Genomic DNA, 26,055 nt, shown 5'->3' with positions numbered 1-26,055 from the left:
AGCTCATTATAATGCGTCGACATTGCAGGGGCGTAGTTCCAATTGGTAGAACAGCGGTCTCCAAAACCGACGGTTGGGAGTTCGAATCTCTCCGCCCCTGCCACTTCTTTCCTGAGCGTCTTTACGCTACACTGGCAGCCGCCAAATGCAGTTAATAATTTCCCTATGCAATCACAGTTAGCCGATATTTTTGCTATACAGCCGGTGCGCTTACGTGCAGCTTATCGAACACAAGACACACAGCCTCTTGATGGTGAACAAGTCAAAGATTCACAACCCTTGTCTGGCACTCTGGCCGAGGATATTTTGCGCCTGCTTCCTGCGGGTAGCGAAGTGCACCTAGGCAATGTAAGTACACCACAACTACAAGGCAATCGCGTTTACCTTCCAAGTGATAACTTATCAGTGGCACATAAGCAGGCCCTGTGGCAGCAATTGTGTGAATGCGAGCAGGTACTTAGCCATGCATAGCCTGGCGCCTTTAGGCGAACAACACCTGGCGGATATGATGGTAATTGAGCGAGCCTGTCACAGCCACCCGTGGAGCGAAACGCTGATGCGCTCTTGTATGTCCGGACGCTATTTTTGCACCGGGCTCTTCATTGATAACACGCTGTTGGGCTTTTATGTCGCCGAGCAAGCTGGCCCCGATATCACCCTGGTGGATATTTGTGTTGCGCCGAGCCAACAAGGGCAGGGCCTGGGTAAGGTGTTGATGCAATCGCTCATTAAGGACTCGAACGCGCGTAATGCTGAGCTGCTGTTTTTAGAAGTGCGCGAAAGCAATGTGGCCGCCATCGCCCTGTATGAAGGATGTGGTTTTATCGCCAACGGCGTGCGCAAGAAATATTATCCCGATGGTGAGGATGCCACCCTGATGATGTGCGAATTAAGCACAGTCGAATACTTCAGATAGTTAAGCTGAGCGCTTTAACTAGAGCGCTTTAATCAGGCAGTAGGTTGTGTGTCCCTTAGGACAATCCGCTAACTCTCCATATACCTTATAGCCAAGCTTTTCATAAAAGGGCTTGGCCTGAAAGTCCAAGGTTTCCGTGCGCATATAGTTAAAGCCTTGAGCCTTGGCATGAGCTTCAACCGCGGCCATTAGGCGTGAGCCCACGCCACTGCCACGAGTTTGCGCCGACAACCACAGTAGCTCGATAATGCAATAATTCCAAAAAGCATTGGCACGAATGCCGCCAACCACCTCACCCTTGTCATTGCGCGCAAACGCGGCAAAGCGGGTATCCGGCTCGAACACCAGCTGATCTGGCAGATGGTCTTGATTAAAAGACTGGATTCCCTGACTGATGGTTTTTAAATCCGCTTCTGAGGGGGCGGCACTTAATTCTATGTGCATATCTTACTCCGTAACACTAACGCCTTTTAAGTCGGCCTACAGGGGCTTGGTAGCATCCTTTTCTAAAACAAAGCGAATGGCGTGCTCAAGTTTAAGTACCGGATATTCGTGGTGCTCACACTCGCCGTTGCGCAGCGATAATTCTAGCTCGCTGGCGGCATCGGCCACGGCGTTAAAGCCAAAGCAGCTGGCACTGCCCTTGATGCTGTGGGCAATGGCCTGCAATTGCTCCCATTCTTTAGCTTCTTGATGGGCCAAGACCTGTTCAAGATAATCGGGGAGCTTTTGCTTGTAGTTTTCATTGATCTGTAAAAAGCGCTCACTTTTTAATATGTCATCCCACTTGGAGTTAGCCTCCTGCTGCAGGCTTAAGTAGGTGGCCAAAGTATGCTCAAGCTGCTCCTTGTCTATGGGTTTGGCCAGTGCCTTGTCGCAGCCCGCCGCTAAATAGCGCTCAATATCATGTTTCATCACGTTGGCGGTCAGCGCAATAATAGGCCCGTCGTAGGCGGCATGGCGCAGCATTTGCGTTGCTTCTTCACCGCCCATCACCGGCATCTGCATATCCATTAAGATCAGCTGGTAGTCTTTAACCAAGGCCTTTTCCACCGCTTCGGCGCCGTTATTGGCAAAGTCCGGGGTGATCCCCCAGCGCTCTAACAGCAAAGAGATAAGCGCTTGGTTGTCCTGATTATCCTCGGCCACCAGAATTTCGCCGTCAAACTGCTGCCAGCTTAAGGTCGGCATAGGCTCCCTGACCGGCTGCATTTCTTCGGCACCATAATAGAAGTCTTGGGCTTCATACACCTGGTTACACTTGATTCTAATGGTAAAGCGACTGCCAATGCCCTGCTGGCTATGAGCATGGACATCACCGCCAAGCAATTGCGCCAGGTTTTTCGCGATACACAGGCCCAGACCACTGCCGCCAAAGCGACGGGTGGTGGTGGTGTCGGCCTGCTCAAAGGGCTTAAAGATACGGGTTAGCTCTTGATCTGAGATACCTATGCCGGTGTCACTGACTACGCACTCAAGCAAGTCGTCGTGGTAGCTGACCTCCAATTGCACCTGGCCTTGGGCGGTAAATTTAACCGCATTGGTGAGGATGTTAAGGAGGATCTGCTTAATGCGGGTTTGGTCGCTGTTAATGTATTTGGGTAAGGGGAACTGGTAGTTGATGGCAAACTCCAGCTGTTTTTGTTGCGCCTGGGGCTCGACTATGGAGTTTAAGTCGTCAAACAGCTCATAGAGTGACACTGGCTCGCGGTTCACCGCCAGTTTTTCTGCCTCAATTTTTGATAGATCCAAGATGTTGTTGATTAGCTCCAGCAGGTGACGCGAGTTACGCAGTACGGTTGCAAGCTGGTGTTGCACCTTGTCATCATCAATCTGGCAGTTCTCCAGCAACTGCTCGGTAAAGCCCATGATGGCGGTTAAGGGAGTGCGAATTTCATGGCTCATATTGGCTAAGAAGCGGCTTTTTAGCTGGTTGGCCTGCTCCGCCTGTTCAATGGCCTGTTCCAGCGCTTTATTGGTTTGCTCCAGCTCCAGGGTGCGTTCTTCAACTCTTTGTTCCAAGGTGTCTTTGTAATTTTTTAGCTCGACCTGGGAGTGATAAATCTTGCTTACCATGTTGTTAAAGTCGCTAAACAGCTGACCGACCTCATCGGTGCGGGTGTCATCAAGGCGCACGGCCAGATTGTTGTTGCCGACACAGTGACTGGCAGCCCCCAGTTGCTCTATGGGGTTAAGTAGCAAGTTGCGCACCACGATAAAGATCAACACCGGCAGGGTGATAATGGAGATCAGCACGATCAGCGCGGTGATGAGACTTATCAGCTTACCGGCCTGGTAGAGCATTTTTTTCGGGATGCTGGTAACGAAATAATGGCCGTCGGGCATTTGCACGCCATAGAGCATACGCTCCGTCTTATCGACGCTCTCAAGCACAATTTCATTGAGGCGGCCATTGTCGGCCCAGAGATCTATGGCCTCTAAATCCTGTTTGCTAAGGGTTTTGCCAAGCAAGGTGTGGTTAGAGCTAAACAGCACCTTACCTTGCTCGGTCAGCAATAAATTCAAGGTGTTGTTATAGGGCGCCTCTAAAATTGCGGTGTTTAAAACCGTCGGCTGTACCCGTAATATAATGTGGCCCAGCAGCACAGGGCGCTCCAAATGGTAGTCCGGGGCAAACACCTTTTGTGCAAAGTAGAGGCTGGTTTCGCCATTGTCTTCTTGCACCATAAACTGCTGGCGGCGCAAAGAGCTGGTCAGCAATTGCTCGAAAAACGGATATTGCGGAGGCGCACTTTGCAGCGTGGTGGAAAAGTAAGCGTAACTTTCCTGCTTGCTGGAAATAAAGTTAATGCTGAGAATATCCGGGTAGGCCTCGGTATAACTGCTAAATACATCGAGCAGGGCACCCAGATGCGCTGTATAGGAGCTTTTGGGGTGATTGAGCTGGTGTAAAAAGTTTTGCAATACCGGCGAGGTGCTAAGCAGTTCTGTGGTGGAATGATAGACATTGAGCGAATGAAACACCTTGTTCTGCTGCTGCTCAACAAAGCGGCTGACGATCAGCTGCGCCTGTTGCTCCGAGGAGCTGGTGACATTGGTAAGGGTAAAACCACCTAAAAACAGCAAGGGCAAGATCACCACAGGAGTGATGTACCACAATAAGCGAATACTGAGCTTGCTTGTTTTCACGGTGCGCCTCCTTGCAACGTCTTAAAATAGCCTGAGCGCGTTATGGTAATCGCCACAACAAAAAAATTATACAAAATGCTCAGCAATAATACACATAGGTGGGTCACGAAGTCACTTTTACTTGTATTCGACGCTTTTGTGCACACCCTAAAGTCGGTATAATCTCGCGTATTAATGTCTTTAAAATTTAATTGCGACTTAACCGCCTCGTTGTGGTTGGGTCGACAGCTCATAAGTGACCGCATGTCAGAATTAATACAGCAAATTAATAAGCGTCGCACCTTTGCGATCATCTCTCACCCGGATGCGGGTAAAACAACCATCACCGAGAAGGTACTCCTGTTCGGTCAGGCCATTCAAAAGGCCGGTACGGTTAAGGGCCGAGGCTCTAACCAGCATGCCAAATCGGACTGGATGGAAATGGAAAAAGAGCGTGGTATCTCGGTAACCACTTCTGTGATGCAGTTTCCTTACAATGAGCGCTTAGTTAACCTGCTGGACACCCCGGGACACGAAGACTTCTCGGAAGATACCTACCGTACCCTGACCGCCGTTGACTCCTGTTTGATGGTGATCGACGCCGCCAAGGGTGTAGAGGACCGTACTCGTAAGCTGATGGAAGTAACGCGTTTACGTGATACGCCGATAGTTACCTTCATGAACAAATTGGACCGCGATATTCGTGACCCAATGGAGCTTCTGGATGAGGTGGAAACTGAGCTTAACATCATGTGTGCGCCCATCACCTGGCCTATCGGCTGTGGTAAAGAATTTAAAGGCGTATACCACCTGCACCGTGATGAGACCATCTTGTATCAAACGGGTCACGGCCATACCATTCAGGAGGTTCGCACCATCAAGGGGCTGGACAGCGCCGAGCTAGATGCCGCCGTGGGTGAGAGCCTGGCTGAGCAACTGCGTGAAGAAATCGAACTGGTGCAAGGTGCGTCAAACGAATTTGATCTGGAAATGTTCCTAAGCGGTGAGCTAACGCCTGTGTATTTCGGTACTGCACTTGGTAACTTCGGTGTTGACCATATGCTTGACGGTTTAACCGAGTGGGCGCCGGCACCTATGCCGCGTAAAACCGACGATGAGCGCGAAGTGAGCGCAGAAGACGAGAAGTTCACTGGCTTCGTCTTTAAAATTCAGGCCAATATGGACCCGAAACACCGTGACCGTATCGCCTTTATGCGTATTGTATCGGGTAAATACACCCAAGGCATGAAGATGAACCATGTGCGCTTAGGTAAGCAGGTGAGCATTTCCGATGCCGTAACCTTTATGGCCGGTGACCGTGAGCGCGCGCAAGATGCTTACGCTGGCGACATCATAGGTCTGCACAACCATGGCACCATTCAAATCGGTGATACCTTTACCGACGGGGAAAAGCTCAAATTCAGCGGTATTCCAAACTTTGCCCCTGAATTGTTCCGCCGGATTCGTTTGAAAGATCCACTGAAGCAAAAGCAATTGCTTAAAGGCTTGGTACAGCTTTCAGAAGAAGGCGCGGTGCAGGTATTCCGCCCGCTTATCAACAACGACTTGATCGTAGGTGCCGTAGGTGTGCTGCAGTTCGACGTGGTTGTGGCGCGCTTAAAAGCGGAATACAAGGTAGATGCCATTTATGAGAGCGTGAACGTTAACACTGCGCGCTGGGTATCAAGCGCTGACGTGAAGAAGTTTGAAGAATTCAAACGTAAGTGTGAAGCGAACCTGGCTCTTGATGGCGGTGATAACCTCACCTACATAGCGCCAACCCGTGTAAACTTAAATCTGTCGATGGAACGCTATCCTGAAGTGAACTTCAGTGAGACCCGTGAACACTAATCGCCCCTAATTTATCTCGGCCAGCGTAATGCTGGCCCAATTGCAAGGTAACTGCAACGATGAACATTAAACAAATTTTAATCGACAAAGCCAATGCCGCCATGCTTGCTGCGGGGCTTGAAGAAGGCACTAATCCAGCGGTAACGCAAAGCACGCGTCCACAGTTCGGCGATTATCAAATTAATGGCGCCATGGGCGCGGCCAAAAAATTAAAAACCAACCCTCGTGAACTGGCGCAAAAAATTATCGATGCGCTAGACGTATCTGATTTAGCGGATAAGGTTGAAATCGCCGGCCCGGGTTTTATCAATATTCACCTTAAGCCTGAGTTCCTGGCCGAGTCTGTTGCCAGCGCCAACCAGGACGCCAAACTGGGTGTGGCCGAGCATGCGAAAGCCGACACGGTTGTGGTTGACTATTCATCACCTAACCTGGCCAAAGAAATGCACGTGGGCCACCTACGTTCAACCATTATCGGTGATGCCATTGCCCGCACCCTGGAGTTCCGTGGCGACAAAGTCATTCGTCAAAACCACATGGGTGACTGGGGTACGCAATTCGGTATGTTGATTGCGCACCTAGAAGACCTGCTTAATGACGGTGTTGACCTGGAAAAGGTGGCCCTGGCCGACCTTGAGAGCTTCTACCGTGACGCGAAAAAGCGTTTCGACGATGAAGAAGGCTTTGCCGATCGTGCCCGTGAGTACGTGGTAAAACTGCAGCAAGGCGATGCTCACTGCGACAAGCTATGGCAGATGTTTATCGACACTTCCGTGAAGCACTCAGAAGAGGTATACGAAAAGCTGAATGTGACCCTTAAGCGTGAAGATATCTACGCGGAAAGTGCCTACAACAGCGAGCTACAGCGCATGATCGATGTGCTGCGCGAACAAGGCATTGCCAAAGAAGACCAAGGTGCCCAGGTGGTATTCCTTGATGAGCTGGCCAACAAAGACGGCGAGCCTTCGGTATTTATCGTGCAAAAATCTGGTGGTGGCTTCCTATATGCCACGACCGACCTTGCGGCCTGTGAATATCGTTCACAGAAGCTAGGTGCGGATCGCATCATGATTTTCGTAGATGCCCGTCAAAGCCTGCACTTTAGCCAGGTTGAGATCACTGCCCGTAAGGCCGGTTTATTACGCGACGAAACCAGCTACGAATTCTGCCCGTTCGGTACCATGATGGGTGAAGACGGCAAGCCATTTAAAACCCGTACCGGCGGTACGGTAAAACTGGCTGACCTGCTTGATGAAGCGGTGACGCGTGCTAAGGCCAAGCTGTCTGAGCGTGAGTCGCCGTTAAATGACCAGGAGCAGGAAGAGATCGCCACTAAGGTGGGTATTGGCGCGGTGAAATATGCGGATCTGCGAAGAACCGTACCAGCGACTATATCTTTAACTGGGACACCATGCTGAGCTTTGAAGGTGCTACGGCTCCTTACCTGCAATATGCTTATACTCGTGTTAAGAGTATCTTCCGCAAGGCCGGCATCGACAGCGCCGCGCATCAGGCACCGGTAGTGATTGCCGAGCCACAGGAAAAAGCGTTGGCCATTAAACTGATGCAGTTTGAAGAAGTGCTGGATCAAATGGTCGGTGACGCTACGCCGCACGTATTGTGTGGTTACCTGTATGAGCTTGCAAGCCTGTATATGAGCTTCTACGAAGCCTGCCCGGTATTAAAAGAGGGTGTGAGCGAGGAAGATAAGAACAGCCGTTTGGTGCTGTGCTCGCTGGTGGCGAAGACTTTACGCCAAGGTCTAGATTTACTCGGCATCGAGGTTATGGAGCAAATGTAATCTCAGCGGCGTGTAGTTCGTTTTGACGGCGTTAGTACTCTTTTTGAACACTAGTCACATACTTTATGTATGTTCCTAGGTATAAAAAAGAGTACCGCCTTGTCAGCACTTCTACACTTGCTGAATCAGGCGGCCTGTAGTTCGCTTTAGCTGCGTTAGAGAAATGATTGAGTCAGAGTCACATACTTTATGTATGCTCCTTGACATAAATCATTTCTCTGCCTAGCTAGCACTCCTACACTTGCTGATGTGATTTGTAGGTCGGTGCTCTGCGCCGACAAGATAGCTGAGAGTTCGTTTGTCGGGATTAAATTCCGATCTACAACCTATATTTGCGGCTTTAGCCTTGCCATTTGTGTTTTAGACGGCGGTGATAATTAGAAGGATTTGCTATGAAACTTGATGATATTCGTCGTGAATATTTACAAGGCGGGTTGGATGAGAGCATGCTCGAGGCCACGCCCATTGCGCAATTTGAGAAGTGGTTAGAGCAGGCCATAAAGGCGCAAATTCCAGACCCAACGGCCATGGTGGTGGCGACCGTAGATGAGCATGGTCAGCCTTCGCAGCGCATTGTGTTGTTGAAAAATCTGGATGAGAACGGCTTTGTTTTCTTTACCAACACCGGCTCGCGTAAGGCCAGTGAATTGGCGAAGAACAACAAGATCAGCCTGCATTTCCCCTGGCATATGTTTGAGCGTCAGGTAATAGTCTATGGCGAAGCTCAGCCCTTGCCGGTATCCGATGTGGCCAAGTACTTCTTATCCCGTCCTAAAGAAAGCCAGCTCGCAGCCTGGGCATCAAGCCAGAGCCGACCCGTGTCTTCACGTCAGGTGCTGATGGAAAAATTCGCGCAAATGAAGAACAAGTTTGCCAAGGGGGAGATCCCCTTACCGGATTTCTGGGGCGGTTATTGCGTAAAGCCCACCAAGGTGGAGTTTTGGCAAGGCGGCGCCCATCGCCTGCACGACCGCTTTATGTATATTCGCCAGGAAGATAACAGCTGGCGTGTTGAGCGCTTAAACCCCTGATGCGCTTTATTGACTCCCACTGTCATCTCGATTTTAGTGAATTCGATGAGGATAGGGCGCAGTGTATTGCCAATGCTCTGTCGCTGGGAGTCACACACCTTGTGGTGCCGGGCGTGAGCCTGGCACAATGCAAAAATCTGCTGACCTTCACCAAACAATACCCCACGACCTATATCAGCGCCGGCCTGCACCCATACTTTCTTGCCCAGCATCACGACTCGCATATCGCCGAGCTGAGTGATTTAATTGCGGCCAATCGCGACAGTTTTGTCGCCGTTGGCGAATGTGGTCTGGATAGAAGTATCGGTGAGCTAGAGAAACAGCAAAGCCTATTTGAGGCGCAAATCGCTTTGGCCAATGAATTTGAGCTGCCGTTGATTGTCCACCACAGGCAAAGTCACGACCTAATCGCTGCCAGCTTTAAGCGCTGCCCGCCCAAATTCGGTGGTGTGATCCATGCGTTTTCCGGCTCACAGCAGGTGGCCCAAAGTTACATCAAGGCCGGATTTAAACTCGGGGTGGGGGGCACCATCACCTATCCCAGAGCACAAAAAACTCAGCAAGCTTTGCGCCATGTGGGCGTCGAGCATCTGCTACTCGAAACCGATGCGCCCAGCATGCCCTTGTGTGGTTATCAGGGGCAAAGAAATACCCCAGAGCGCATACCTAATGTGTTTTTAGCCCTGGCCGCGCTGTTGCAACGGCAGGACTATGAGGCCTTAAGCGAGCAGCTTTATCTAAACTGCTTGGCTTTTGTGCGAAAGTAGCGCTTTAACTGCCAGCGCTTTAGACCGCGCCCAAGTTGCCAGGTAAAGATGCAGCAAATAAACAGCATCAGCAGCACCTGGCGACCCACCTCATGAATATAGCGGTGGCTGGTGTCTATAGCTGTTTGTGGCAGGTAGTTGACCCGGGCAAAACCTATGGGTTTGTTGTCTTGTGGCGAGGTGATAGGCACCACTATGGGTTGTGTAAGCTTGCTGATCCCCGGTGTAGCCTGAGTGATCCCCAAATCAGATTGATAGGGACTGTAGGCCTCGCTGTGTGCCTGAGCCGTGCCATGTATATCGTAAATAACCGCGCTTTGGATCACCGCATCGCTGCTGAGTTGATTGGCCAGCTCACCCAAGCGAGGCTTGTTGTTTTGCTCCAACGGCACAGCTGCGGTCAGCGCCAGCTGCTGCGACAGGCTTTTGGCACTGTGATAGCCTTGCTGGTAAAGCATATGGTGACCCTGAAAGCTGGTGTTAAAGGCCATCCAGGTCAGTAACACAAAACACAGCGCGGCAAAGATCAAGCGTCTAAGACGTTGCCATCGCGAGCTGCGCACCGGATTTTTTACTTGTTTATTTTTCATATCACTCATGTGGTTACTGACTTTCGTGGCTATCGGTGATTAAATTGGCAATGCCGTATCACGACTACATTTCGCCTGGGAGCCTTTGATGTCACAGCCTAATATTGCCTTTTCCACTTTAGCACAGCAAGACGATCTGTCCTTAAGTAATCAGCTAAGTTTAAACCTTTGGTATGACATCGACCATCCGTCTTTGGTGGCAGAAAACGCGCCTCAACCCCCAACTTATGTACTGCTATTCGGTTTTCAACTGGGTATGCAAGTGGCTAATTTAATACAACAATTACAACAATGGTCCGGTCAAGTCAGCGCCGTTTGCCGCTTTGAAGCCGACAGTGATTTGCCTCCGGCCTTTGTCTTTGTCGTGCATGGCGGGATGCCGGAATTGGCGCAGCAACTTAAGCAATATGGCGCCGATAATGGCGTGCAATGCGCGGCACTGGTTAATCCGCCTAAGCTGAGCGAGCCCGGATTACTGGTGATGGATATGGACTCCACCGCCATTACCATTGAATGTATCGATGAAATTGCCCGCCTAGGTGGCGTTTATGAAGAAGTGGCGGCGGTGACCGCACAGGCCATGGCCGGAAAACTTGAATTTAGCGCCAGCCTGCGCCAGCGGGTCGCTAAGTTAACGGGGATCCCGTTAGACCTGGTGGCCGAACTACAAAGCCAGTTACCGCTTATGCCCGGCATAGAGCAGGTCTGTGAGGTTTTGAAACAGCATAATTGGCATCTGGCCATAGCTTCTGGGGGCTTTGTGCCCTTTGCCGCTCAGGTGCAAAGGCTGTTAGATCTGGACCGTATTCATGCCAATGAGTTGGATGATGATGGTCAGGTCTTAGTGGGCACTGTGAGTGGGAAAATCGTCGATGCCGAGGAAAAGGCACGCTTTCTGTGTGCCTATCGCGATGAGCTGGGCCTGGCAAAAGCACAAACTCTGGCCATAGGCGATGGTGCCAATGATCTGCCGATGCTGCATCAGGCCGGTTTAGGCGTGGCGGTGCATGGTAAGGCTAAGGTGGTGGCCGAGGCCCCTGCGGCGATCACCGCTGGCAGCCTGGCACAACTGCTTTATTTTTTAACTATTCCGGCACGTTAACCAATACTTTGTAACCACTTAATAGGGTGCTCGACCAGACTTGGGTGGGCGCCTATATACACCTGCACCAGGCGCGGTATCAGCTCGTTTATGGCAGGACACCCATTCCCTTGCGCCCTTATTAAACCATTACCCAGAGGTGAAAAACCGTTATACTGACAGTCAAATTATTGTTTATTCTTTAATTACGCAAGTTTAAGCGCAAGGTTTAAACACAACCCAAGTAAAAGTTATGCCCTCACTATGGTAAAAAAGAAAACAGCCTTTGTATGTAACGAGTGTGGTGCCGAGTTCGCGCGCTGGCAAGGCCAGTGCAGTGAATGTAAGGCCTGGAACACGGTGACCGAATTTCGCGTGCCCTCGGTTAAAAACACCGGCCGCAGCAGTGCTACCAGCGGCTATGCCGGCCAGGTAGAAGCCAAAATTCAAACCCTGGACGAAGTTAACTTAGAAAGCCTGCCGCGCTTTTCCACCGGCTTTATCGAGTTTGATAGGGTGCTCGGGGGAGGCGTGGTGCCGGGTAGCGCCATTTTGATCGGTGGTGAGCCGGGTGCCGGTAAAAGTACCATCTTGTTGCAAACCATGTGTGGCCTGGCCGAGAACATGAAAACCTTGTATGTCACCGGCGAGGAGTCGCTGCAACAGGTGGCCATGCGCGCCAAACGTTTGGGCCTGCCTACCGATAAGATGCAGACCCTGGCGGAAACCAATGTGGAAACCATTTGCCAGCTGGCGCTGCGTGAAAAACCTGGCATCATGGTTATCGACTCTATTCAGGTGATGCATATGGCCGATATTCAATCGGCCCCAGGCAGTGTTTCTCAGGTACGTGAAAGCGCCGCTTACCTCACCCGTTTTGCCAAACAAAACCAGATTGCCATACTTATGGTGGGTCATGTGACCAAAGACGGTTCTCTGGCCGGTCCTAAGGTGCTCGAGCACTGTATCGATTGTTCTATCTTGCTCGAGGGCAGCAGCGACAGCCGTTTTCGTACCCTGCGTGGCAATAAAAACCGTTTTGGCGCGGTCAATGAGCTGGGTGTGTTTGCCATGACAGGTCAGGGGCTGCGTGAGGTTAAAAACCCCTCCGCTATTTTTTTAAATCGCTCCCAGGAGCAGACGCCGGGCTCCTTGGTCATGGTGATCTGGGAAGGGACGCGTCCGCTGTTGGTGGAAGTGCAGGCGCTGGTGGACTATTCTCAGTTGGCTAACCCCCGTCGTGTGACCGTGGGCTTAGAGCAAAACCGTTTGGCCATGCTCTTGGCTGTGCTGCACCGCCATGGTGGCCTGCAGGTGGCGGATCAAGACGTTTTCGTCAATGTGGTTGGCGGCGTTAAGGTATCAGAAACCAGTGCCGATTTAGCATTAATTGTGGCCCTGGTTTCCAGCTTTAAGAACTACAGCTTGGAGCGAGAATTGGTGGTGTTTGGCGAGGTGGGCCTAGGCGGTGAAATTCGTCCCGTACCCAGCGGTCAGGAGCGTTTACGCGAGGCCGCCAAACACGGCTTTAAACGGGCCATAGTGCCGGTAGATAATAAACCGAAAGAGCCGATAGAGGGCATGCAGGTGCAGGCGGTTGCCAGCCTCAGCGAGGCTCTCGAAGCATTATTTTAGGGTTGTGCCCTTAATTTAACTCGGAGCGTGGACAGCTCCAAAGGAACTTAGTATGAAGAGACTACTTATTGTTGCCGCCCTCGGGGCCATGGCATTTGGCGGTTATAGCTACGCTAATTATTATGTCAGTAAAGAAGCCCGCAAAGACGTCGACGACTACTTATTGCAGCTACAGGCCCAAACCGGCCTGGATGTGCGCTATAAGGAAATAAGTAGCAACCTCTTCAACCAAAGCCTGGAGCTTAATAGGGTCGTGGTTAAAGGGCCTGATGGTGTGCAATTTGCTGATATCGACAGCATAGAGTTAGCGGGTTTCAATCCGATGCAGGCGAGCGATAATACTCGCATGGCCATAAATAACATGACCTTTATGGGCCCTGTGGTGGTGGAGATGCAGGAGCTCGACGGCGAGCGTATCAATGTGGTTAGCGAATTTAATTACAGCGCCGATAACGGTGATGCCGACACTAAGACCGTGATCAATGCCGGCAAGCTCGCCGATGTTGAGTTCAGCTTTGCCATGACCAACTCTCAGTCGCTGATGGCTCTGCGCCAGCAATTTGAAGAGCTAGAACAAAACGGGCAGGGTAATTTGCAACAGCAACTGGCGCTACAAAGCCAGTTGATGACGACCATGACCGAGTTGGTGCCGAAAAGCTTTAGCTTTAAGCTGGACAATAACGGCAAACTTAAGGACCTGATACAAAGGGTGATTGCCGAGCAGGGCCTGACCTACGAGCAGTTTCAGCAACAGGCGCAGCAGCATCTAAGCATGTCGCCAGCGCCGCAAACTTTGCGTGATGCGGCATTGGGTTTTATCGAAGGCACAGAGCAGTTTAAGGTTTCCGTGTCTTTACCCGAGGGCACAACCGTGGCCCAGGTCAATGAGCAGATGATGACCTTGATGGGTCACCCAGAAGAGTTGGCCAAGTATTTTAATTTAAAGGCCTCGGGTAAATAACCTTTTAGGGTTTGTTTAGGAAAAGCCGGATATTAATCCGGCTTTTTTGTGCATTCTCAGCCCGTTTTTATGTATATGGGGTACAGCGCCTAAGCTTTAGTTAGGGGCGCAGCTTTCTGTACACCTTGCCTTGTATCCCACCCTAAAACGCACTTGTTTTATCAATTTTAGTGCCGCAATAAAGGCAAGTATAGTGTCTAGCCGAGACAACCCGTGCGCAACTACCGCATACATTTGCAGGGGCAAATTTACCATCCAATGTACCATCCCGTAGATCAATTTCTTTCATTTTCGAAAGGAGCAGTTCTCGGTTAAAGCCAACCTCTTCAAGGAGCTCACTCATGGCCATGCAAACCAGAGAAAGGTGGTCGACTTTGCTTTGCAGCTCAACGATATCGTATTGATTATCTGTAGCTTTGCGGTCAACCTGCCTAGTTCGCTTGGCTGCTTCGGTTTTCGTTTGCTCAAGACGATACTGCTGAAATATATCGAATAGATCCACTTTTACCTCATTAGGGTTATTACTTGGCTGTAATGACAGTTAGCCAGTGCTTGTATTTTCTTTCGTAGCTGTTTTGTTGGCGTCAACCTAGATATTTCTGTTTTGGAAGCTCACGGGCTTCAAGCTCTGTTAATTTTTCGGAGAGATATTTTCGAATATCATGGAGTGAAATGTTTTTGGGAACACCTATGGATAAGTTAAAACCCTGAGGGTCGCCAAATATGATTAACTTTCCATCGGGAACTGCAGCATTCGGTATATCTGTCAGTGACCATCCCATTAAATCTTTATAATCCTCTGTACGAGAATATTTTGTGCCAGTAATGATGACGGACGTTTCACTCAAAGAAATGGTAAGTATTTCTATTCGATTCCATTTAGAGATTAGCTCAGCTGCTGGGCCTGCGACCATACAGAACAGCATGGCCAGCAGTGTGAAGTCCCACATCACCGCTTTGTTTGTTAATAAAGCTGAGAGAGGTATTAGAATCAATGGAATTAGAGCGTACCCAATGGCCGATATGGTGATCAATAGTGGGTGGTACTCCGCTTGGTTTTGTAATTTTGCGCGCGCGGCGGCAATCTCTTTTGGCTCTGTCCATTTCATAGTTACTAACAAATTACTCTCGACCAAATGGGTCTTTCCTTGTTTAACTCACTTTTAACATACAAGCTCTCTCAATGCTATGCGGTGGCCGTGACTTACTCAATCTCAGAATTTATTACCCCTTGTAATATTTTGCTTCGACCATAGGTCTAGTAGCTCAATGGCGCAAAATAATGCAAAGGAGCATTCATGAGCACAACCCCCTATACTCCGCCCAAGGTTTGGCAGTTTGATAGTGAAAATGGCGGCAAATGGGCCAGTCTGAATAAACCAACATCCGGCGCAACCTTTGAACAGCATTTGCCGCGCGGGCAACACCCGTTTCAGCTTTATTCATTGGCCACTCCCAACGGCCAAAAAGTAACTATTATGTTTGAAGAGCTGCTGGCCAAGGGGATCAGCGATGCCGAGTATGATGCATTTCTGATTGAAATTAGTGAAGGCTCGCAGTTTGGCTCTGATTTTGTCGCCATCAACCCAAATTCAAAAATCCCCGCCTTGTTAGACACCAGCACCTCACCGGCGACCCGGGTCTTTGAATCGGGCTCTATTTTGCTGTATTTGGCAGAGAAGTTTTCTTCCTTTATTCCCAAGGATGCGCAGGCTAAAACCGAGTGTATGAACTGGTTGTTTTGGCAAATGGGCAGTGCCCCCTACGTGGGAGGTGGTTTTGGTCACTTCTATGCTTATGCGCCGGAGCCCATGGAGTACCCCATTAACCGTTTCGCCATGGAAACCAAGCGCCAGTTGGATGTGCTAGATAAGCACTTGGCACAAAACGAATACATGGCCGGGGATGAATACTCCATTGCCGACATGGCTATCTGGCCCTGGTATGGTGCTCTGGTGCTGGGCAAGGCGTACGATGCTGCCGAGTTTTTATCCGTGCATGAATATCGTCATTTACTTGCCTGGGCGAAGAAAATTGAACAACGCCCTGCGGTACAGCGCGGTCGACGCGTTAATCGCACTTGGGGCGACGAAGATGAGCAATTGCGCGAGCGCCACAGCGCCGCCGACTTGGACTAATTAATAAATCTACAGGCACAAAAAAGCACAGCCTAGGCTGTGCTTTTTCATATATGAGCACTGCTGTTGATAGCTTAGTGCAAGATACGGGCGCGAATGGTGCCGTCTACGGCACTCAGTTCTTTTAGCGCCACCTCCGAGTGGTCGCTGTCTACATCGATAACTACATAGCCTATGCTTTCGTCCGTTTGCAGGTACTGAGCGGCGATGTTGATACCGTGCTGGGCAAAGGCTTGGTTAATCTGCGTTAGCACACCCGGGCGGTTTTGGTGAATATGGAGCAGACGGCTGCGGTTAGCCAGCTCCGGCAGGGCTACCTCAGGGAAGTTGACAGCCGTCATGCTTGAACCGTTATCCGAGTACTTGGCCAGCTTGCCAGCTACCTCAACACCAATGCTTTCCTGCGCTTCCTGAGTTGAGCCACCCACATGCGGAGTCAAAATCACATTATCGAATTGGCGTAGCGGCGAGATAAACTCTTCGTCATTTGATTTTGGCTCCACCGGGAATACATCGATGGCGGCGCCAGAGAGGCTTTTATCTTCCAGAGCTTCGGCCAGGGCATCGATATCCACTACGGTGCCGCGCGAGGCGTTAATCAGTATGCTGCCTTTTTTCATCACTGCCAGCTCGGCGGTGCCGATGAGGTTTTTTGTTTGCGGTGTTTCCGGTACGTGCAGGCTCACCACATCCGAGCTTTGCAATAGCTGGGTCAGGTTTTGGATCTGCTGGGCATTACCCAAAGATAGCTTGTCTTCGATATCATAGTACTGCACCGTCATACCTATGTTTTCGGCCATGATGCCAAGCTGGGTACCGATATGGCCATAACCTATAATACCTAAGGTTTTACCACGGGCTTCGAATGAGCCTTCGGCGGTTTTTAACCACTGACCGCGGTGGGCCATGGCGTTGCGTAAAGGAATGCCGCGTAATAACAGCAGGATTTCACCCAATACCAGTTCGGCGACCGAGCGGGTGTTGGAAAAAGGCGCGTTAAATACAGCGATACCGCGTTGTTTGGCAGCGCTTAAATCCACCTGGTTGGTGCCGATGCAGAAGCAGCCCACGGCAATCAGCTTTTGTGCCGCGTCCAGTACCGCTTCGGTGATTTGCGTGCGTGAGCGAATACCCACAATGTGGGCATCGCTGATACGCTCGATGAGCTCATTTTCAGGTAACGATGTTTTGACATAGTCGATATTGCTGTAGCCGTTGCGCTTGAGTGTTTCAATTGCGCTTTGGTGTACACCTTCCAGCAAGAGAATCTTAATTTTATCTTTTGCTAACGATACCTTACTCATGTTCCTCATTCCTCTAACGTGTAGTTGGGCCCTCCGGCGTGCCGATGATCACTGTGTCGGCGCCGCGGTGAGCGAATAGGCCGTTGGTAACCACACCAACAACCTGATTTAAAGTTTGTTCCAGTGACTTGGCATCTGTGATCTGCAGGTTGTGCACATCTAAAATTACATTGCCGTTATCTGTCACTACGCCTTGTCGATAAACAGGGTCACCGCCAAGTTTTACAATTTCGCGGGCCACATAGCTGCGGGCCATGGGGATCACTTCAACGGGCAGTGGAAAATCGCCCAGGGTGTCGACCAATTTGCTGCTATCGACGATACAAATAAACTGTTTAGCCACGGCGGCCACGATTTTTTCGCGGGTTAACGCGGCGCCACCGCCCTTGATCATTTCGTTAGCGCCATTGATTTCATCGGCACCATCAACATAAATGTCCAGGCTATCAACATCATTTAATTCAAATACTTCGATACCCAGAGCCTTTAGGCGTTCGGTCGAAGCTTGCGAACTAGATACCGCACCGCGGATATCGTCTTTCATTGTTGCCAGGGCATCAATAAAGTGATTAACCGTTGAACCGGTGCCCACACCAACAATGGTGTCTTTCTTTACATAATCGAGTGCGGCCCAGGCGGCCGCCTTTTTCATTTCGTCTTGAGTCATGTTGTGCTCGCAAATGAGTTAATAGCTAAGGTTGTGGACTATTGTACCACTACCCGTGAGGGCAATAAATTCGCTCTGGGGTGACAATGTAATCTAATGGCACATCCCAACTGGCCACCGGCAGCGTATCTAGGTGCTGACATTGGTGCGCCACGCCGATTAATTTGGGGCGATGGGGCGCATCCGGTGGTATCTGGGCAAAGGTGCGGTCGTAATATCCGCCACCCATGCCTAAGCGATTACCCTGGCTATCAAAAGCCACCAAGGGGGTTAGGATAAAATCCAACGCCGCAACGGGGCTTACATGACTGCAATTCAACTCGGGCTCCAAGATACCATAGCGGTTAGTGCTCATGGGTGAATTTTCTTCATATCTCTGAAAGAGCAAATGCACCCCGGTAAAGGGGTGGAGAATGGGTAGAAATGGAGTCGCTTTATTTTGCCATAGCCATTGAAATACGGGGGCTAGATTGGGTTCGCCATCATTGCTTAAATAGGTGCCTACTCGAGCGCTTTTAGGGTCTTTTATGACTTGAGAAATATTAATTTTCAGCGCGTTCGCGGCACTTTTTTGTTCTTCTGGAGTAAGCTTTTTGCGTAAGTTTCGCATTCGCTTTCGAATGTCAACACGTTGCTCGTCAAATTGCATAGGGCTCTTATATTAAAATTTAAACAGTTTGAGATAAGGAATAGCTCACACCTGGTATGGCTAGAAACACAGTGATCAGTACCAGGATAATTATTAATAACGAATGGCGATATTGTTCACTCATCTATCCCATGGCCATCATTGGCAGTGCTGTTGGCGACTCGATCACACTTAGGCTTGAGTATAAATCCTTTTATTTAAAAAGAAAAAACCTAGCGGTAGGCGCCCATAAGGCATAAAAAACGCCGCACTAAAAAGCGCGGCGCAGTTGCGGTTTAGCAGCTCCAAATTTTTAGTACTTGGCCGCTTCCCCTTCTGCCGGTAGGGCATTGATAATAAAGTCGCGCAGGTCGTTGTTGGAGCTTTCTAAGTCGGCGCGACGCAGATACATCATATGGCCGCTGCGGTAGCCTTTAAAGCTCAGGCGCTCTTTCATCTTGCCGCTTGGATCCAGTTGCCACATGGTGTATTTGGCATCGAAATAGTTGGTGGCACCGTCGAAGTAACCGGCTTGAACCAGCACATTCAGATAAGGGTTTTGCGCCATGGCCAAACGCAGGTTTTCACCCGTGTTGTTGTTGCTGCGATCCCAAGGGTGAACCGAGCCAAACATATTGTATTTAACGTCGGTTTTATAATTTAGCTCTTCACGCAGATAGTAGTTGATGGCCGGGGTAAAGGAATGCAACCAAGAGGTTAGCTCGGCCCAGTAGTCCGGGCGGTCGCCGGCGTTGCGCTTGTCTATGCCCAGGTAGCGTGAGTCCAGACGGCCCACTGTTTTACCCTGGCTGCGCAGCAACTCTTTCCAGAACGACGAGGTGGGAATATCCAGGTTGTTGTTTTCCACGTAAGTCGGCGATACACCAGCATAGCGCGCCATTTGCGCGACAATACGCTGCTTTTCTTCGGCGCCGATAAAGCCGCCTTTAGCTATGGCGGGGATCAATTCGTTGACGGTAAAGTCTTCAACCTGAGGCAATAGCTCATCCAGGTCAAGGGCTTGCAGCTCGGCGTCCAACGCCTTGTGATACCAGGCGGTAGCGGCAAAGTAGGGCAGGCGGTTGGCCGCTTCTACCGGGCCTTCACGCTTAATACCAATCTCGGTAGGTGAAACCAGGACTACGCCGTTAAGGTACATCCACTGACTGTTTTGCAGCGCCAGCGCCAGACCGGCAACGCGGGTGGTGCCATAGCTTTCACCGATTAAAAACTTAGGTGAGCGCCAGCGATTGTGGCGACTGACAAAGGTATTTAACCATTCGGCCAGGTATTTAATATCGGCATTAACGCCAAAAAACATGTCTTTTTGCTGATCGCGACTAGGCAGTTTGCCATCGGCACCGGCCAGCACACGTGAATAACCTGTATTCACCGGATTCACATAAAGGATATCCGCCACATCCAGTACCGAGTAAGGATTCTCTTTTACGCCATAAGGCTGTACCGGGTAACCTTCATCGTCGATTTTTAGCACCTTGGGGCCGGTGTAGGCTAGGTGCATCCAGACCGAGGCAGAGCCCGGGCCGCCGTTAAATGAAATCAACAGCGGGCGCTTGGTATCGTCATCCACACCGCCGCGCTTGTAGTAGGTATAGTGCAAGGTGGCGACTGCATCGCCGTTGTCATTCCATACCGGCTGAGTGCCGGTTTCGGCACTATAAGAAATGCGCTCGCCGTTAATGCGGGCCTTATGCTCGGTAATGACCTTGCTGTCGATATCGATTTGGCGACCATGGGCCGCGGCATTATGTTGGTCTACCTCGGCCAGCGCCGATGGGGCGATCACCACGGCCAAAGACAGGGCCACGGCTTTTAGATGGGTTGCAAACATGATTTACCTTTTGGTTTTTCTTTTCGCTCCATTAAAGGAGCTTGCATTGGAAACTACAAGTTATTGCGATAAGTGGGGCGTTAGCACCTCGGTGATGCGCTTAGCAAAATCGTTGTTTATTTCAATTCCATGTAAGGCAAGTCGCGTGTCTTTAAGGGCGCAATTCAAGGGGCGCGTGGCGGCATTGTTAGCGGCTGCTACGGGGGCTGGGCTCAAGGTGTTTGCGTCCAGGTCCAAAAGCGGCGCCATGGCTTTGGCCATATCCAGCTTGGTTAAGCGCTCCTGGGCACTGAGGTGATAGATCCCTTCTAGCTCAGAGCCCAAGGTGGTTATGGCGCCAGCCAAGGCATTGGCGATATCTGCGGTGTCGGTGGGAAAGCGCTGACATTCATTATCGAAGTGGGTGACGCCGTTTTGCAGTTGCTCGGCAATGACGGTTACCGCCGACTCACCGAGATAACCAACTTCACCGTAGAGCACGGGAATGCGAACAATGGCCGCGCTCGGGTAGTGCGCTTGCAATACGGCTTCGCTGCGCGCCTTGGATTGGCCGTAAAGATTTAACGGGTTTACCTCGGCGTCCTCAGCATAGGGCGGGTTGCGGCCATCGAAGACATAATCGGTGCTAATAAAAATCAGCTTACAAGTGAACTGCTCACAGCACTTGGCAATATGCTCGGTGACCGCGCAGTTAAATTGGATGCTCTGCTCGGGGTCATTATCGAACTTGTCCGGATTGCGCTCGGCGGCGCTGTGAATAAAAAAGTCCGGTTGATGCGTTGCGAACAGGGTGCTGATGGCCTCTTTATCAAACAGATCTACTTTGACAATGGGTGCCTGTGCGCGGGAAAAACCCAAGCCTGTTACCTGATGAGTGGGGGTTAGGTGCGTAAAAAGGGCACGGCCCAGCAGCCCGGTGGCACCGGAGACGATGATTTTAGCCATAACTTTGCTCTCTAACGGCAGGGGAAAGCGGCAGCCTAACTGTGGTGAAGGGTAAAGTCAAAGTGTCCATTATGGTCTAAAAATGCGTATGTTTACGTTGAAAGTTAACTAGTTAAGCTGACTCGCGGTTGGCGGCGCTCAAGCCTATTGTGTGTTGCTGCCGGCGTTTGAGGCTGGAAAAGCAGCCATGCTTATTCTCATTGCTTCATAGTAAACGGGCTGTGGCCTTGTGCCTTGCACAGCTTTGGCAAAAACCCCCTTTTAACGCACCAAGTTGGTGCGTTTTTTGTGCGCATCAAAAGTTATCTTACTGTTAATTAAAGAGAAAATATTTTGGCACAAAGATTGATTTTATCTGATGGAAGAATAATAAACCGAATTGCCTACGAGGGGGCCATATGAAAATGATCAGTGCCATCATCAAGCCATTTAAGCTCGATGAAGTGCGAGAAGCGTTAGCAGAGCTGGGAATAGAGGGAATGACGGTAGTGGATGTTAAGGGCTTTGGCCGCCAGCGCGGGCATACCGAACTCTACCGAGGTGCCGAGTACAGGGTGGACTTTATTCCCAAAATTAAAATCGAGATTGCCACGCGTAGCGACAATGTGGAGCGAGTAGTAGAGCTGATCACCCGGGTTGCCAACAGCGGCAAAATAGGCGACGGCAAGATATTTGTTTTCGATCTTGAGCAAATCGTGCGCATCCGAACGGGTGAGCTTGATGAAGAAGCGATTTAGGGGGCGCAGTCATGGAAAACACCATAGTTGAATTACAATTCTCATTGAACACCTTTTACTTTTTGATCTCCGGCGTGCTGGTTATGTGGATGGCGGCGGGCTTTGCCATGCTGGAAGCCGGCTTGGTGCGTTCGAAGAACACCACAGAGATCCTGACCAAGAACGTCGCCCTTTATGCCATTGCCTGTACCATGTTTTTGCTGGTTGGTTACAACATCATGTATGTGGGTAACAGCGAGGGCGGTTTTGTGCCCAGCTTTGGCTCCTTGATTGGCACTCAGGCCAGTGACGCCGATCATGCGCTGGAGTCTGATTTCTTCTTCCAAGTGGTTTTTGTGGCTACGGCCATGTCCATTGTCTCCGGTGCCGTAGCCGAGCGCATGAAACTCTGGGCTTTTTTGATCTTTTGTGTGGTCATGACCGGCCTGCTATATCCCATTGAGGGCTACTGGACCTGGGGCGGCGGTTTTCTGTCGGCCATGGGTTTTGTCGACTTTGCCGGTTCGGGCATAGTGCATGGCGCCGGTGCCGCTGCAGCCTTGGCTGGGGTCTTGCTGCTGGGGGCGCGTCGTGGCAAATATGGCAAGCATGGTGAAATCTATCCGATTCCCGGTTCTAACCTGCCGCTTGCGACCTTGGGTACCTTTATCCTATGGATGGGCTGGTTTGGTTTTAACGGTGGCTCGCAACTGCTTATCAGTGATGCGGAAAATGCTACCGCGGTGGGCAAAATCATGCTTAACACCAATGCTGCTGCTGCGGCCGGTGCCATTGCTTCCCTACTGGTATGTAAAACCTACTGGGGCAAGGCAGATTTGACCATGGTGCTCAATGGTGCACTGGCGGGTTTGGTGGTGATCACCGCGGATCCGGCCTCGCCATCGCCCTTGTTGGCGCTCTTGCTTGGTGCCATAGGTGGCATGGTGGTGGTCTTCAGCATTGTGGTTTTGGATAAGATGCATATCGACGATCCCGTGGGGGCTATTTCGGTGCACGGCGTGTGCGGAGCGCTTGGCCTGATGCTGGTGCCTCTGTCTAATAGTGAGGCCAGTTACACGACTCAGTTTATCGGTATCTTATGTATCTTTGGCTTTGTCTTTGTCGCATCCTCTCTGGTATGGGGAATTTTAAAAAGTACGGTGGGGATCCGCGTGAGTGAGGAAGAAGAGCTCAGTGGTATGGATCAACATGATTGCGGTATCGATGCCTATCCCGAGTTTGTATCGGTACGTTCAAGTTAATCAGCTAGTTATTACTTGCAGCGGCGAGTTTATCTCGCCGTTTTTTATGACTATAATTCCATTTTCAGTCCCTTTAAAAGGTTCCAATCATGGACAATAAATTACTACTGATCATACTTTCAATCTTTTTGCCGCCCGTTGCCGTATTTCTAAAGGCCGGTGCCGGTAAGCACTTAATTATCAATATTATTCTGTGCTTTCTATTCTTTTTGCCTGCGGTTATTCATGCCCTATGGGTATCAACCCGCTAAGCCCTTCTAACTGAGCAGACAGCCAAGCGCACAGCTCTGCCTGCCTCTGAGTCAGATATATTCTGATTTTGATAAGCTAACAAAAGTCAGTACCAGTTAAGCTAGCCCTGGTTAGCCTTAACCTGCACCCTGTCTTGGCATACTCTTGGGCAATTAATTTTGTTCATGAGTATGTTAAGCTTCCACCAATTTTTCATTCAAGCCACGCATTTTCAATCCTATGGCGACAAAAAAGACACCGACAAAGAAACAACCGAAGAGAAAACCTAAGGCCGCACCTCCGTCAAAAATGAGGCGCCTGGGTAAGCGGTTATTTTCCTTAGCCTGGAAAATCGCCCTGGTCACTGTTATCAGCGTGGCCCTGTATATGATCTACCTTGATGCCAAGGTAACGCGACAGTTCGAGGGCAATAAATGGCAGTTGCCGGCTCAGGTATATGCCCGCGCCATGACCTTTTACCCGGGGCAATACCTGTCCATGGACGAGGTGGAATGGGAGCTTAAGCGCCTTAACTATACCCAGGTAACCAAGCTCAATCACACCGGCCAATATGAGCAAAGCAAAACCCGCTTGCGTATTTATCGTCGTGCCTTCGAGTTTGCCGACGCCAATGAAGAGGCCCGTATTATTGAGCTGCGCTTTAGCGGCAACAAGGTTGCCAGCGTCAAAAACAATATAGGTCAACGTCTTGAGAGTGCTCGTTTGGAGCCGGTGCAAATAGCCCGTATCGGTAATGACGAAACTCAGGACCGCGAATTTGTGCCGCTCGATAAATTCCCAGACTTGCTAAAAGACACCTTACTGGTAGTTGAAGACCGCAACTTCTATAAGCACCATGGGGTGTCCTTATGGTCCATTATGCGTGCTCTTTACGCCAATATTCGCGCCGGCCGCACGGTGCAAGGTGGCAGCACCCTGACCCAACAGCTGGCAAAAAATTTCTACCTTACTCGTGAACGCTCACTGGTGCGCAAAATCAACGAGGCCTTGATAGCCCTTATTCTTGATTATCGTTATACCAAGGACGAAATCCTTGAAGCCTACTTAAACGAGGTTTATTTAGGACAGTCATACACCAAGGGTGTACATGGTATGGGTCTGGCGGCGGAGTTTTATTTCTCCAAGCCCATCGACGAGCTGGAGTTTGACCAAATAGCCCTGCTGGTGGCCTTGGTTAAAGGGCCATCTTATTACAACCCTCGCCGCTATGAAGAGCGCACCATGGAGCGTCGCGATCTGGTACTCAGGCTGATGGCGGAAGATGGCCTTATCAGCACCACAGAATATCGTAATGCCCTTAATCGTCCGCTGGATGTTGCGCCTATGCGCCGGGATATAGACAAAACCTATCCGGGTTATTTAGAGCTGGTTAATCGCCAGTTGAAGGAGTTGCTCACCGACAAGGAAACCCTGGATGCCGGAGTGCGGGTCTTTACTTACCTGGACCTGCAAAAGCAGGAAGCCATGGAAGATGCCATCGCTCAGTCCTTGCCTTATTTAGAGAAGCGCCCGAAAACCGAGCAACTTGAAGCAGCCATGCTTTCGGTGAATCGTCAGGTAGGTGGGGTCTCGGCTCTGGTTGCCGGTCGTGATATGCGTTATTCCGGCTTTAACCGGGTGCTGGATACTAAGCGTAATATTGGCTCCTTGGTGAAGCCGGCCGTGTATCTGAGCGCCTTGCAGGTGCCGCGTTATAATCTCGGTACCTTGCTGCATGATGAGCCGCTGGAAATCACCGACGAGCGCGGTAAAGTTTGGCGTCCGGATAACTTCGACCACCAATTCCGAGGTGCCTTGCCGCTGTATAAGGCCTTTAGCAACAGTATTAATATTCCGGCGGTGAATCTGGGCCTGGATATTGGTGTCGACAAGGTGGCCAACACCTTAGAAGGTTTGGGTGTGGAAAGTCATATCAACCAGTTTCCTTCCTTGCTGCTGGGGGCCTTGGAGCTGTCCAGCTATGAGGTGGCACAACTTTATACCACCTTGGCAAACGACGGTGCCTATACCCGTTTAACCAGTATTTCGGCCTTGACCGACAACGGCGGCAAGCTGCTGTATCAGCACAAGCCGCAGTGGCAACAGCGCTTCCCTAAGGATGCCATGTATATGACCAAATATGGTATGAAGCGGGTGACCAAGGACGGCACGGGTAAACGTTTGAATAAGCATTTCCCCACCATACAGTTGGCGGGTAAAACCGGCACCAGTAACAATCTGCGTGATAGTTGGTATGGCGGTTTTGACCAAAATACCGTGACCGTGGCCTGGTTGGGACGCGATGATAACCAAAGTACCGGCCTGACCGGTGCGGTGGGCGCCTTGGAGATGTATATTCGTTATCTGCGCCAGCTAAATCCGCAGTCCATTGCCGATGAACGTCCAGAGGGGATTCGTTGGGCCTTTATTAACGAGCAAACCGGTATGCAGGCACCGCCAGGGTGTGGCAAGGTGATTCAACTGCCGATACGGGCCAGCGAATTTAACCCCAGACCTAGCTGTGTGCGTCCTTAAGGGCGCGCACTGAAT

General features: G+C 50.5%; 23 protein-coding genes, 1 tRNA gene and 1 pseudogene. 15 read left to right on the top strand and 10 right to left on the bottom strand.

Going from position 1 to position 26,055, the window contains the following annotated elements:
* Nucleotides 1-26 precede the first annotated feature (26 nt).
* The 3 genes from C2M24_RS02710 to rimI all read left to right on the top strand — a co-directional run bounded on the left by C2M24_RS02710 (nt 27) and on the right by rimI (nt 916).
* Nucleotides 27-103: transfer RNA gene (locus C2M24_RS02710), tRNA-Trp, on the top strand.
* A 62-nt stretch (nt 104-165) separates the two neighbouring features.
* Nucleotides 166-471 carry a hypothetical protein gene (locus C2M24_RS02705; RefSeq protein WP_105213231.1) on the top strand — a complete coding sequence of 102 codons (306 nt, stop codon included), beginning with the start codon at nt 166-168 and terminating at the stop codon, nt 469-471.
* Nucleotides 464-916, top strand: a complete 453-nt coding sequence (gene rimI / locus C2M24_RS02700) for a ribosomal protein S18-alanine N-acetyltransferase (protein ID WP_105213230.1) — start codon at nt 464-466, stop codon at nt 914-916. Before C2M24_RS02705 ends, rimI begins: the two co-directional genes overlap by 8 nt.
* An 18-nt stretch (nt 917-934) precedes the next feature.
* Here the strand turns inward: rimI and C2M24_RS02695 are convergent, their stop codons facing one another.
* Nucleotides 935-1,360: a GNAT family N-acetyltransferase gene (locus C2M24_RS02695; protein WP_105213229.1), complete on the bottom strand. Its 426-nt coding sequence runs from the start codon at nt 1,358-1,360 to the stop codon at nt 935-937.
* A gap of 36 nt (nt 1,361-1,396) precedes the next feature.
* A complete protein-coding gene (locus C2M24_RS02690; RefSeq protein ID WP_105213228.1) occupies nt 1,397-4,066 on the bottom strand; it encodes an ATP-binding protein in 2,670 nt (889 codons plus the stop codon).
* Nucleotides 4,067-4,309: 243 nt separating this feature from the next.
* Between C2M24_RS02690 and prfC the strand changes: the two genes are divergently transcribed.
* From prfC to C2M24_RS02670, 4 genes and pseudogenes are all read left to right on the top strand, one after another.
* Nucleotides 4,310-5,896, top strand: a complete 1,587-nt coding sequence (gene prfC / locus C2M24_RS02685; RefSeq protein WP_105199662.1) for a peptide chain release factor 3 — start codon at nt 4,310-4,312, stop codon at nt 5,894-5,896.
* A gap of 59 nt (nt 5,897-5,955) precedes the next feature.
* Nucleotides 5,956-7,697: pseudogene (gene argS / locus C2M24_RS02680) on the top strand (arginine--tRNA ligase).
* 392 nt (nt 7,698-8,089) lie between these two features.
* Entirely contained in the window at nt 8,090-8,728 is a 639-nt protein-coding gene (pdxH, locus tag C2M24_RS02675; RefSeq protein ID WP_105213227.1) for a pyridoxamine 5'-phosphate oxidase, read from the top strand.
* On the top strand, nt 8,728-9,495 hold the full coding sequence (locus tag C2M24_RS02670) for a TatD family hydrolase (protein WP_105213226.1): 768 nt from the start codon (nt 8,728-8,730) through the stop codon (nt 9,493-9,495). The genes pdxH and C2M24_RS02670 overlap by 1 nt, the downstream gene beginning before the upstream one ends.
* On the opposite strand, the gene C2M24_RS02665 is transcribed toward C2M24_RS02670, so the two are convergent.
* Nucleotides 9,462-10,085, bottom strand: a complete 624-nt coding sequence (locus C2M24_RS02665; RefSeq protein ID WP_105199770.1) for an AhpA/YtjB family protein — start codon at nt 10,083-10,085, stop codon at nt 9,462-9,464. The genes C2M24_RS02670 and C2M24_RS02665 overlap by 34 nt on opposite strands.
* 88 nt (nt 10,086-10,173) lie before the next feature.
* Here C2M24_RS02665 and serB point away from each other — a divergent pair, with 88 nt between their 5' ends.
* The 3 genes from serB to C2M24_RS02650 all read left to right on the top strand — a co-directional run bounded on the left by serB (nt 10,174) and on the right by C2M24_RS02650 (nt 13,762).
* The gene (serB, locus tag C2M24_RS02660) at nt 10,174-11,187 is read left to right on the top strand and encodes a phosphoserine phosphatase SerB (protein ID WP_199775683.1); all 1,014 of its coding nucleotides are present in this window, start codon (nt 10,174-10,176) and stop codon (nt 11,185-11,187) included.
* A 243-nt stretch (nt 11,188-11,430) separates the two neighbouring features.
* Nucleotides 11,431-12,801 carry a DNA repair protein RadA gene (radA, locus tag C2M24_RS02655; protein WP_105213225.1) on the top strand — a complete coding sequence of 457 codons (1,371 nt, stop codon included), beginning with the start codon at nt 11,431-11,433 and terminating at the stop codon, nt 12,799-12,801.
* 52 nt (nt 12,802-12,853) lie between these two features.
* Nucleotides 12,854-13,762: a hypothetical protein gene (locus C2M24_RS02650; protein ID WP_105213224.1), complete on the top strand. Its 909-nt coding sequence runs from the start codon at nt 12,854-12,856 to the stop codon at nt 13,760-13,762.
* Between the two features lie 142 nt (nt 13,763-13,904).
* Here the strand turns inward: C2M24_RS02650 and C2M24_RS02645 are convergent, their stop codons facing one another.
* Together C2M24_RS02645 and C2M24_RS02640 are read right to left on the bottom strand one after the other, a co-directional pair.
* Nucleotides 13,905-14,264 (bottom strand): hypothetical protein, encoded by a 360-nt coding sequence (locus tag C2M24_RS02645; protein ID WP_105213223.1) that lies wholly within the window; start codon nt 14,262-14,264, stop codon nt 13,905-13,907.
* 82 nt (nt 14,265-14,346) lie between these two features.
* The gene (locus C2M24_RS02640; protein ID WP_105213222.1) at nt 14,347-14,871 is read right to left on the bottom strand and encodes a hypothetical protein; all 525 of its coding nucleotides are present in this window, start codon (nt 14,869-14,871) and stop codon (nt 14,347-14,349) included.
* Nucleotides 14,872-15,060: 189 nt separating this feature from the next.
* On the opposite strand from C2M24_RS02640, the gene yghU reads away from it, so the two are divergent.
* Nucleotides 15,061-15,900 (top strand): glutathione-dependent disulfide-bond oxidoreductase, encoded by an 840-nt coding sequence (gene yghU / locus C2M24_RS02635; protein WP_105213221.1) that lies wholly within the window; start codon nt 15,061-15,063, stop codon nt 15,898-15,900.
* 74 nt (nt 15,901-15,974) lie between these two features.
* Here the strand turns inward: yghU and serA are convergent, their stop codons facing one another.
* The 5 genes from serA to C2M24_RS02610 form a co-directional block, all read right to left on the bottom strand.
* A complete protein-coding gene (gene serA, locus C2M24_RS02630) occupies nt 15,975-17,204 on the bottom strand; it encodes a phosphoglycerate dehydrogenase (protein WP_105199670.1) in 1,230 nt (409 codons plus the stop codon).
* Nucleotides 17,205-17,217: 13 nt separating this feature from the next.
* Entirely contained in the window at nt 17,218-17,871 is a 654-nt protein-coding gene (rpiA, locus tag C2M24_RS02625; protein ID WP_105213220.1) for a ribose-5-phosphate isomerase RpiA, read from the bottom strand.
* 49 nt (nt 17,872-17,920) lie between these two features.
* The gene (locus tag C2M24_RS02620) at nt 17,921-18,520 is read right to left on the bottom strand and encodes a 5-formyltetrahydrofolate cyclo-ligase (RefSeq protein ID WP_105213219.1); all 600 of its coding nucleotides are present in this window, start codon (nt 18,518-18,520) and stop codon (nt 17,921-17,923) included.
* Between the two features lie 292 nt (nt 18,521-18,812).
* Entirely contained in the window at nt 18,813-20,351 is a 1,539-nt protein-coding gene (locus C2M24_RS02615) for a S10 family peptidase (RefSeq protein WP_105213218.1), read from the bottom strand.
* A gap of 60 nt (nt 20,352-20,411) precedes the next feature.
* Nucleotides 20,412-21,296 carry a dTDP-4-dehydrorhamnose reductase family protein gene (locus tag C2M24_RS02610; protein WP_105213217.1) on the bottom strand — a complete coding sequence of 295 codons (885 nt, stop codon included), beginning with the start codon at nt 21,294-21,296 and terminating at the stop codon, nt 20,412-20,414.
* Nucleotides 21,297-21,694: 398 nt separating this feature from the next.
* Here C2M24_RS02610 and C2M24_RS02605 point away from each other — a divergent pair, with 398 nt between their 5' ends.
* The 4 genes from C2M24_RS02605 (at nt 21,695) to mrcB (ending at nt 26,040) form a co-directional block, all read left to right on the top strand.
* On the top strand, nt 21,695-22,033 hold the full coding sequence (locus C2M24_RS02605) for a P-II family nitrogen regulator (RefSeq protein WP_105199676.1): 339 nt from the start codon (nt 21,695-21,697) through the stop codon (nt 22,031-22,033).
* A gap of 11 nt (nt 22,034-22,044) precedes the next feature.
* Entirely contained in the window at nt 22,045-23,274 is a 1,230-nt protein-coding gene (locus tag C2M24_RS02600; protein WP_105199677.1) for an ammonium transporter, read from the top strand.
* Between the two features lie 89 nt (nt 23,275-23,363).
* A complete protein-coding gene (locus C2M24_RS02595) occupies nt 23,364-23,525 on the top strand; it encodes a YqaE/Pmp3 family membrane protein (protein WP_105199678.1) in 162 nt (53 codons plus the stop codon).
* A gap of 220 nt (nt 23,526-23,745) precedes the next feature.
* Nucleotides 23,746-26,040, top strand: coding sequence for a penicillin-binding protein 1B (mrcB, locus tag C2M24_RS02590; RefSeq protein WP_105213216.1), 2,295 nt, complete (start codon nt 23,746-23,748; stop codon nt 26,038-26,040).
* Nucleotides 26,041-26,055 lie beyond the last annotated feature (15 nt).

The organism is Pseudoalteromonas sp. T1lg22, from assembly GCF_002964645.1.
Taxonomy (GTDB): Bacteria; Pseudomonadota; Gammaproteobacteria; order Enterobacterales; family Alteromonadaceae; genus Pseudoalteromonas.
The sequence above is the reverse complement of the archived record's forward strand: the minus strand, read 5'-3'. Positions and strand labels throughout refer to the sequence as shown.

What these genes read in the sequence shown, in the direction of transcription:
- C2M24_RS02705 (WP_105213231.1), top strand. Translation starts at nt 166, where the DNA reads ATGCAATCACAGTTAGCCGATATTTTTGCTATACAGCCGGTGCGCTTA.
- rimI (WP_105213230.1), top strand. Translation starts at nt 464, where the DNA reads ATGCATAGCCTGGCGCCTTTAGGCGAACAACACCTGGCGGATATGATG.
- C2M24_RS02695 (WP_105213229.1), bottom strand. Translation starts at nt 1,360, where the DNA reads ATGCACATAGAATTAAGTGCCGCCCCCTCAGAAGCGGATTTAAAAACC.
- prfC (WP_105199662.1), top strand. Translation starts at nt 4,310, where the DNA reads ATGTCAGAATTAATACAGCAAATTAATAAGCGTCGCACCTTTGCGATC.
- pdxH (WP_105213227.1), top strand. Translation starts at nt 8,090, where the DNA reads ATGAAACTTGATGATATTCGTCGTGAATATTTACAAGGCGGGTTGGAT.
- C2M24_RS02670 (WP_105213226.1), top strand. Translation starts at nt 8,728, where the DNA reads ATGCGCTTTATTGACTCCCACTGTCATCTCGATTTTAGTGAATTCGAT.
- C2M24_RS02665 (WP_105199770.1), bottom strand. Translation starts at nt 10,085, where the DNA reads ATGAAAAATAAACAAGTAAAAAATCCGGTGCGCAGCTCGCGATGGCAA.
- serB (WP_199775683.1), top strand. Translation starts at nt 10,174, where the DNA reads ATGTCACAGCCTAATATTGCCTTTTCCACTTTAGCACAGCAAGACGAT.
- radA (WP_105213225.1), top strand. Translation starts at nt 11,431, where the DNA reads ATGGTAAAAAAGAAAACAGCCTTTGTATGTAACGAGTGTGGTGCCGAG.
- C2M24_RS02650 (WP_105213224.1), top strand. Translation starts at nt 12,854, where the DNA reads ATGAAGAGACTACTTATTGTTGCCGCCCTCGGGGCCATGGCATTTGGC.
- C2M24_RS02640 (WP_105213222.1), bottom strand. Translation starts at nt 14,871, where the DNA reads ATGAAATGGACAGAGCCAAAAGAGATTGCCGCCGCGCGCGCAAAATTA.
- yghU (WP_105213221.1), top strand. Translation starts at nt 15,061, where the DNA reads ATGAGCACAACCCCCTATACTCCGCCCAAGGTTTGGCAGTTTGATAGT.
- serA (WP_105199670.1), bottom strand. Translation starts at nt 17,204, where the DNA reads ATGAGTAAGGTATCGTTAGCAAAAGATAAAATTAAGATTCTCTTGCTG.
- rpiA (WP_105213220.1), bottom strand. Translation starts at nt 17,871, where the DNA reads ATGACTCAAGACGAAATGAAAAAGGCGGCCGCCTGGGCCGCACTCGAT.
- C2M24_RS02620 (WP_105213219.1), bottom strand. Translation starts at nt 18,520, where the DNA reads ATGCAATTTGACGAGCAACGTGTTGACATTCGAAAGCGAATGCGAAAC.
- C2M24_RS02615 (WP_105213218.1), bottom strand. Translation starts at nt 20,351, where the DNA reads ATGTTTGCAACCCATCTAAAAGCCGTGGCCCTGTCTTTGGCCGTGGTG.
- C2M24_RS02610 (WP_105213217.1), bottom strand. Translation starts at nt 21,296, where the DNA reads ATGGCTAAAATCATCGTCTCCGGTGCCACCGGGCTGCTGGGCCGTGCC.
- C2M24_RS02605 (WP_105199676.1), top strand. Translation starts at nt 21,695, where the DNA reads ATGAAAATGATCAGTGCCATCATCAAGCCATTTAAGCTCGATGAAGTG.
- C2M24_RS02600 (WP_105199677.1), top strand. Translation starts at nt 22,045, where the DNA reads ATGGAAAACACCATAGTTGAATTACAATTCTCATTGAACACCTTTTAC.
- C2M24_RS02595 (WP_105199678.1), top strand. Translation starts at nt 23,364, where the DNA reads ATGGACAATAAATTACTACTGATCATACTTTCAATCTTTTTGCCGCCC.
- mrcB (WP_105213216.1), top strand. Translation starts at nt 23,746, where the DNA reads ATGGCGACAAAAAAGACACCGACAAAGAAACAACCGAAGAGAAAACCT.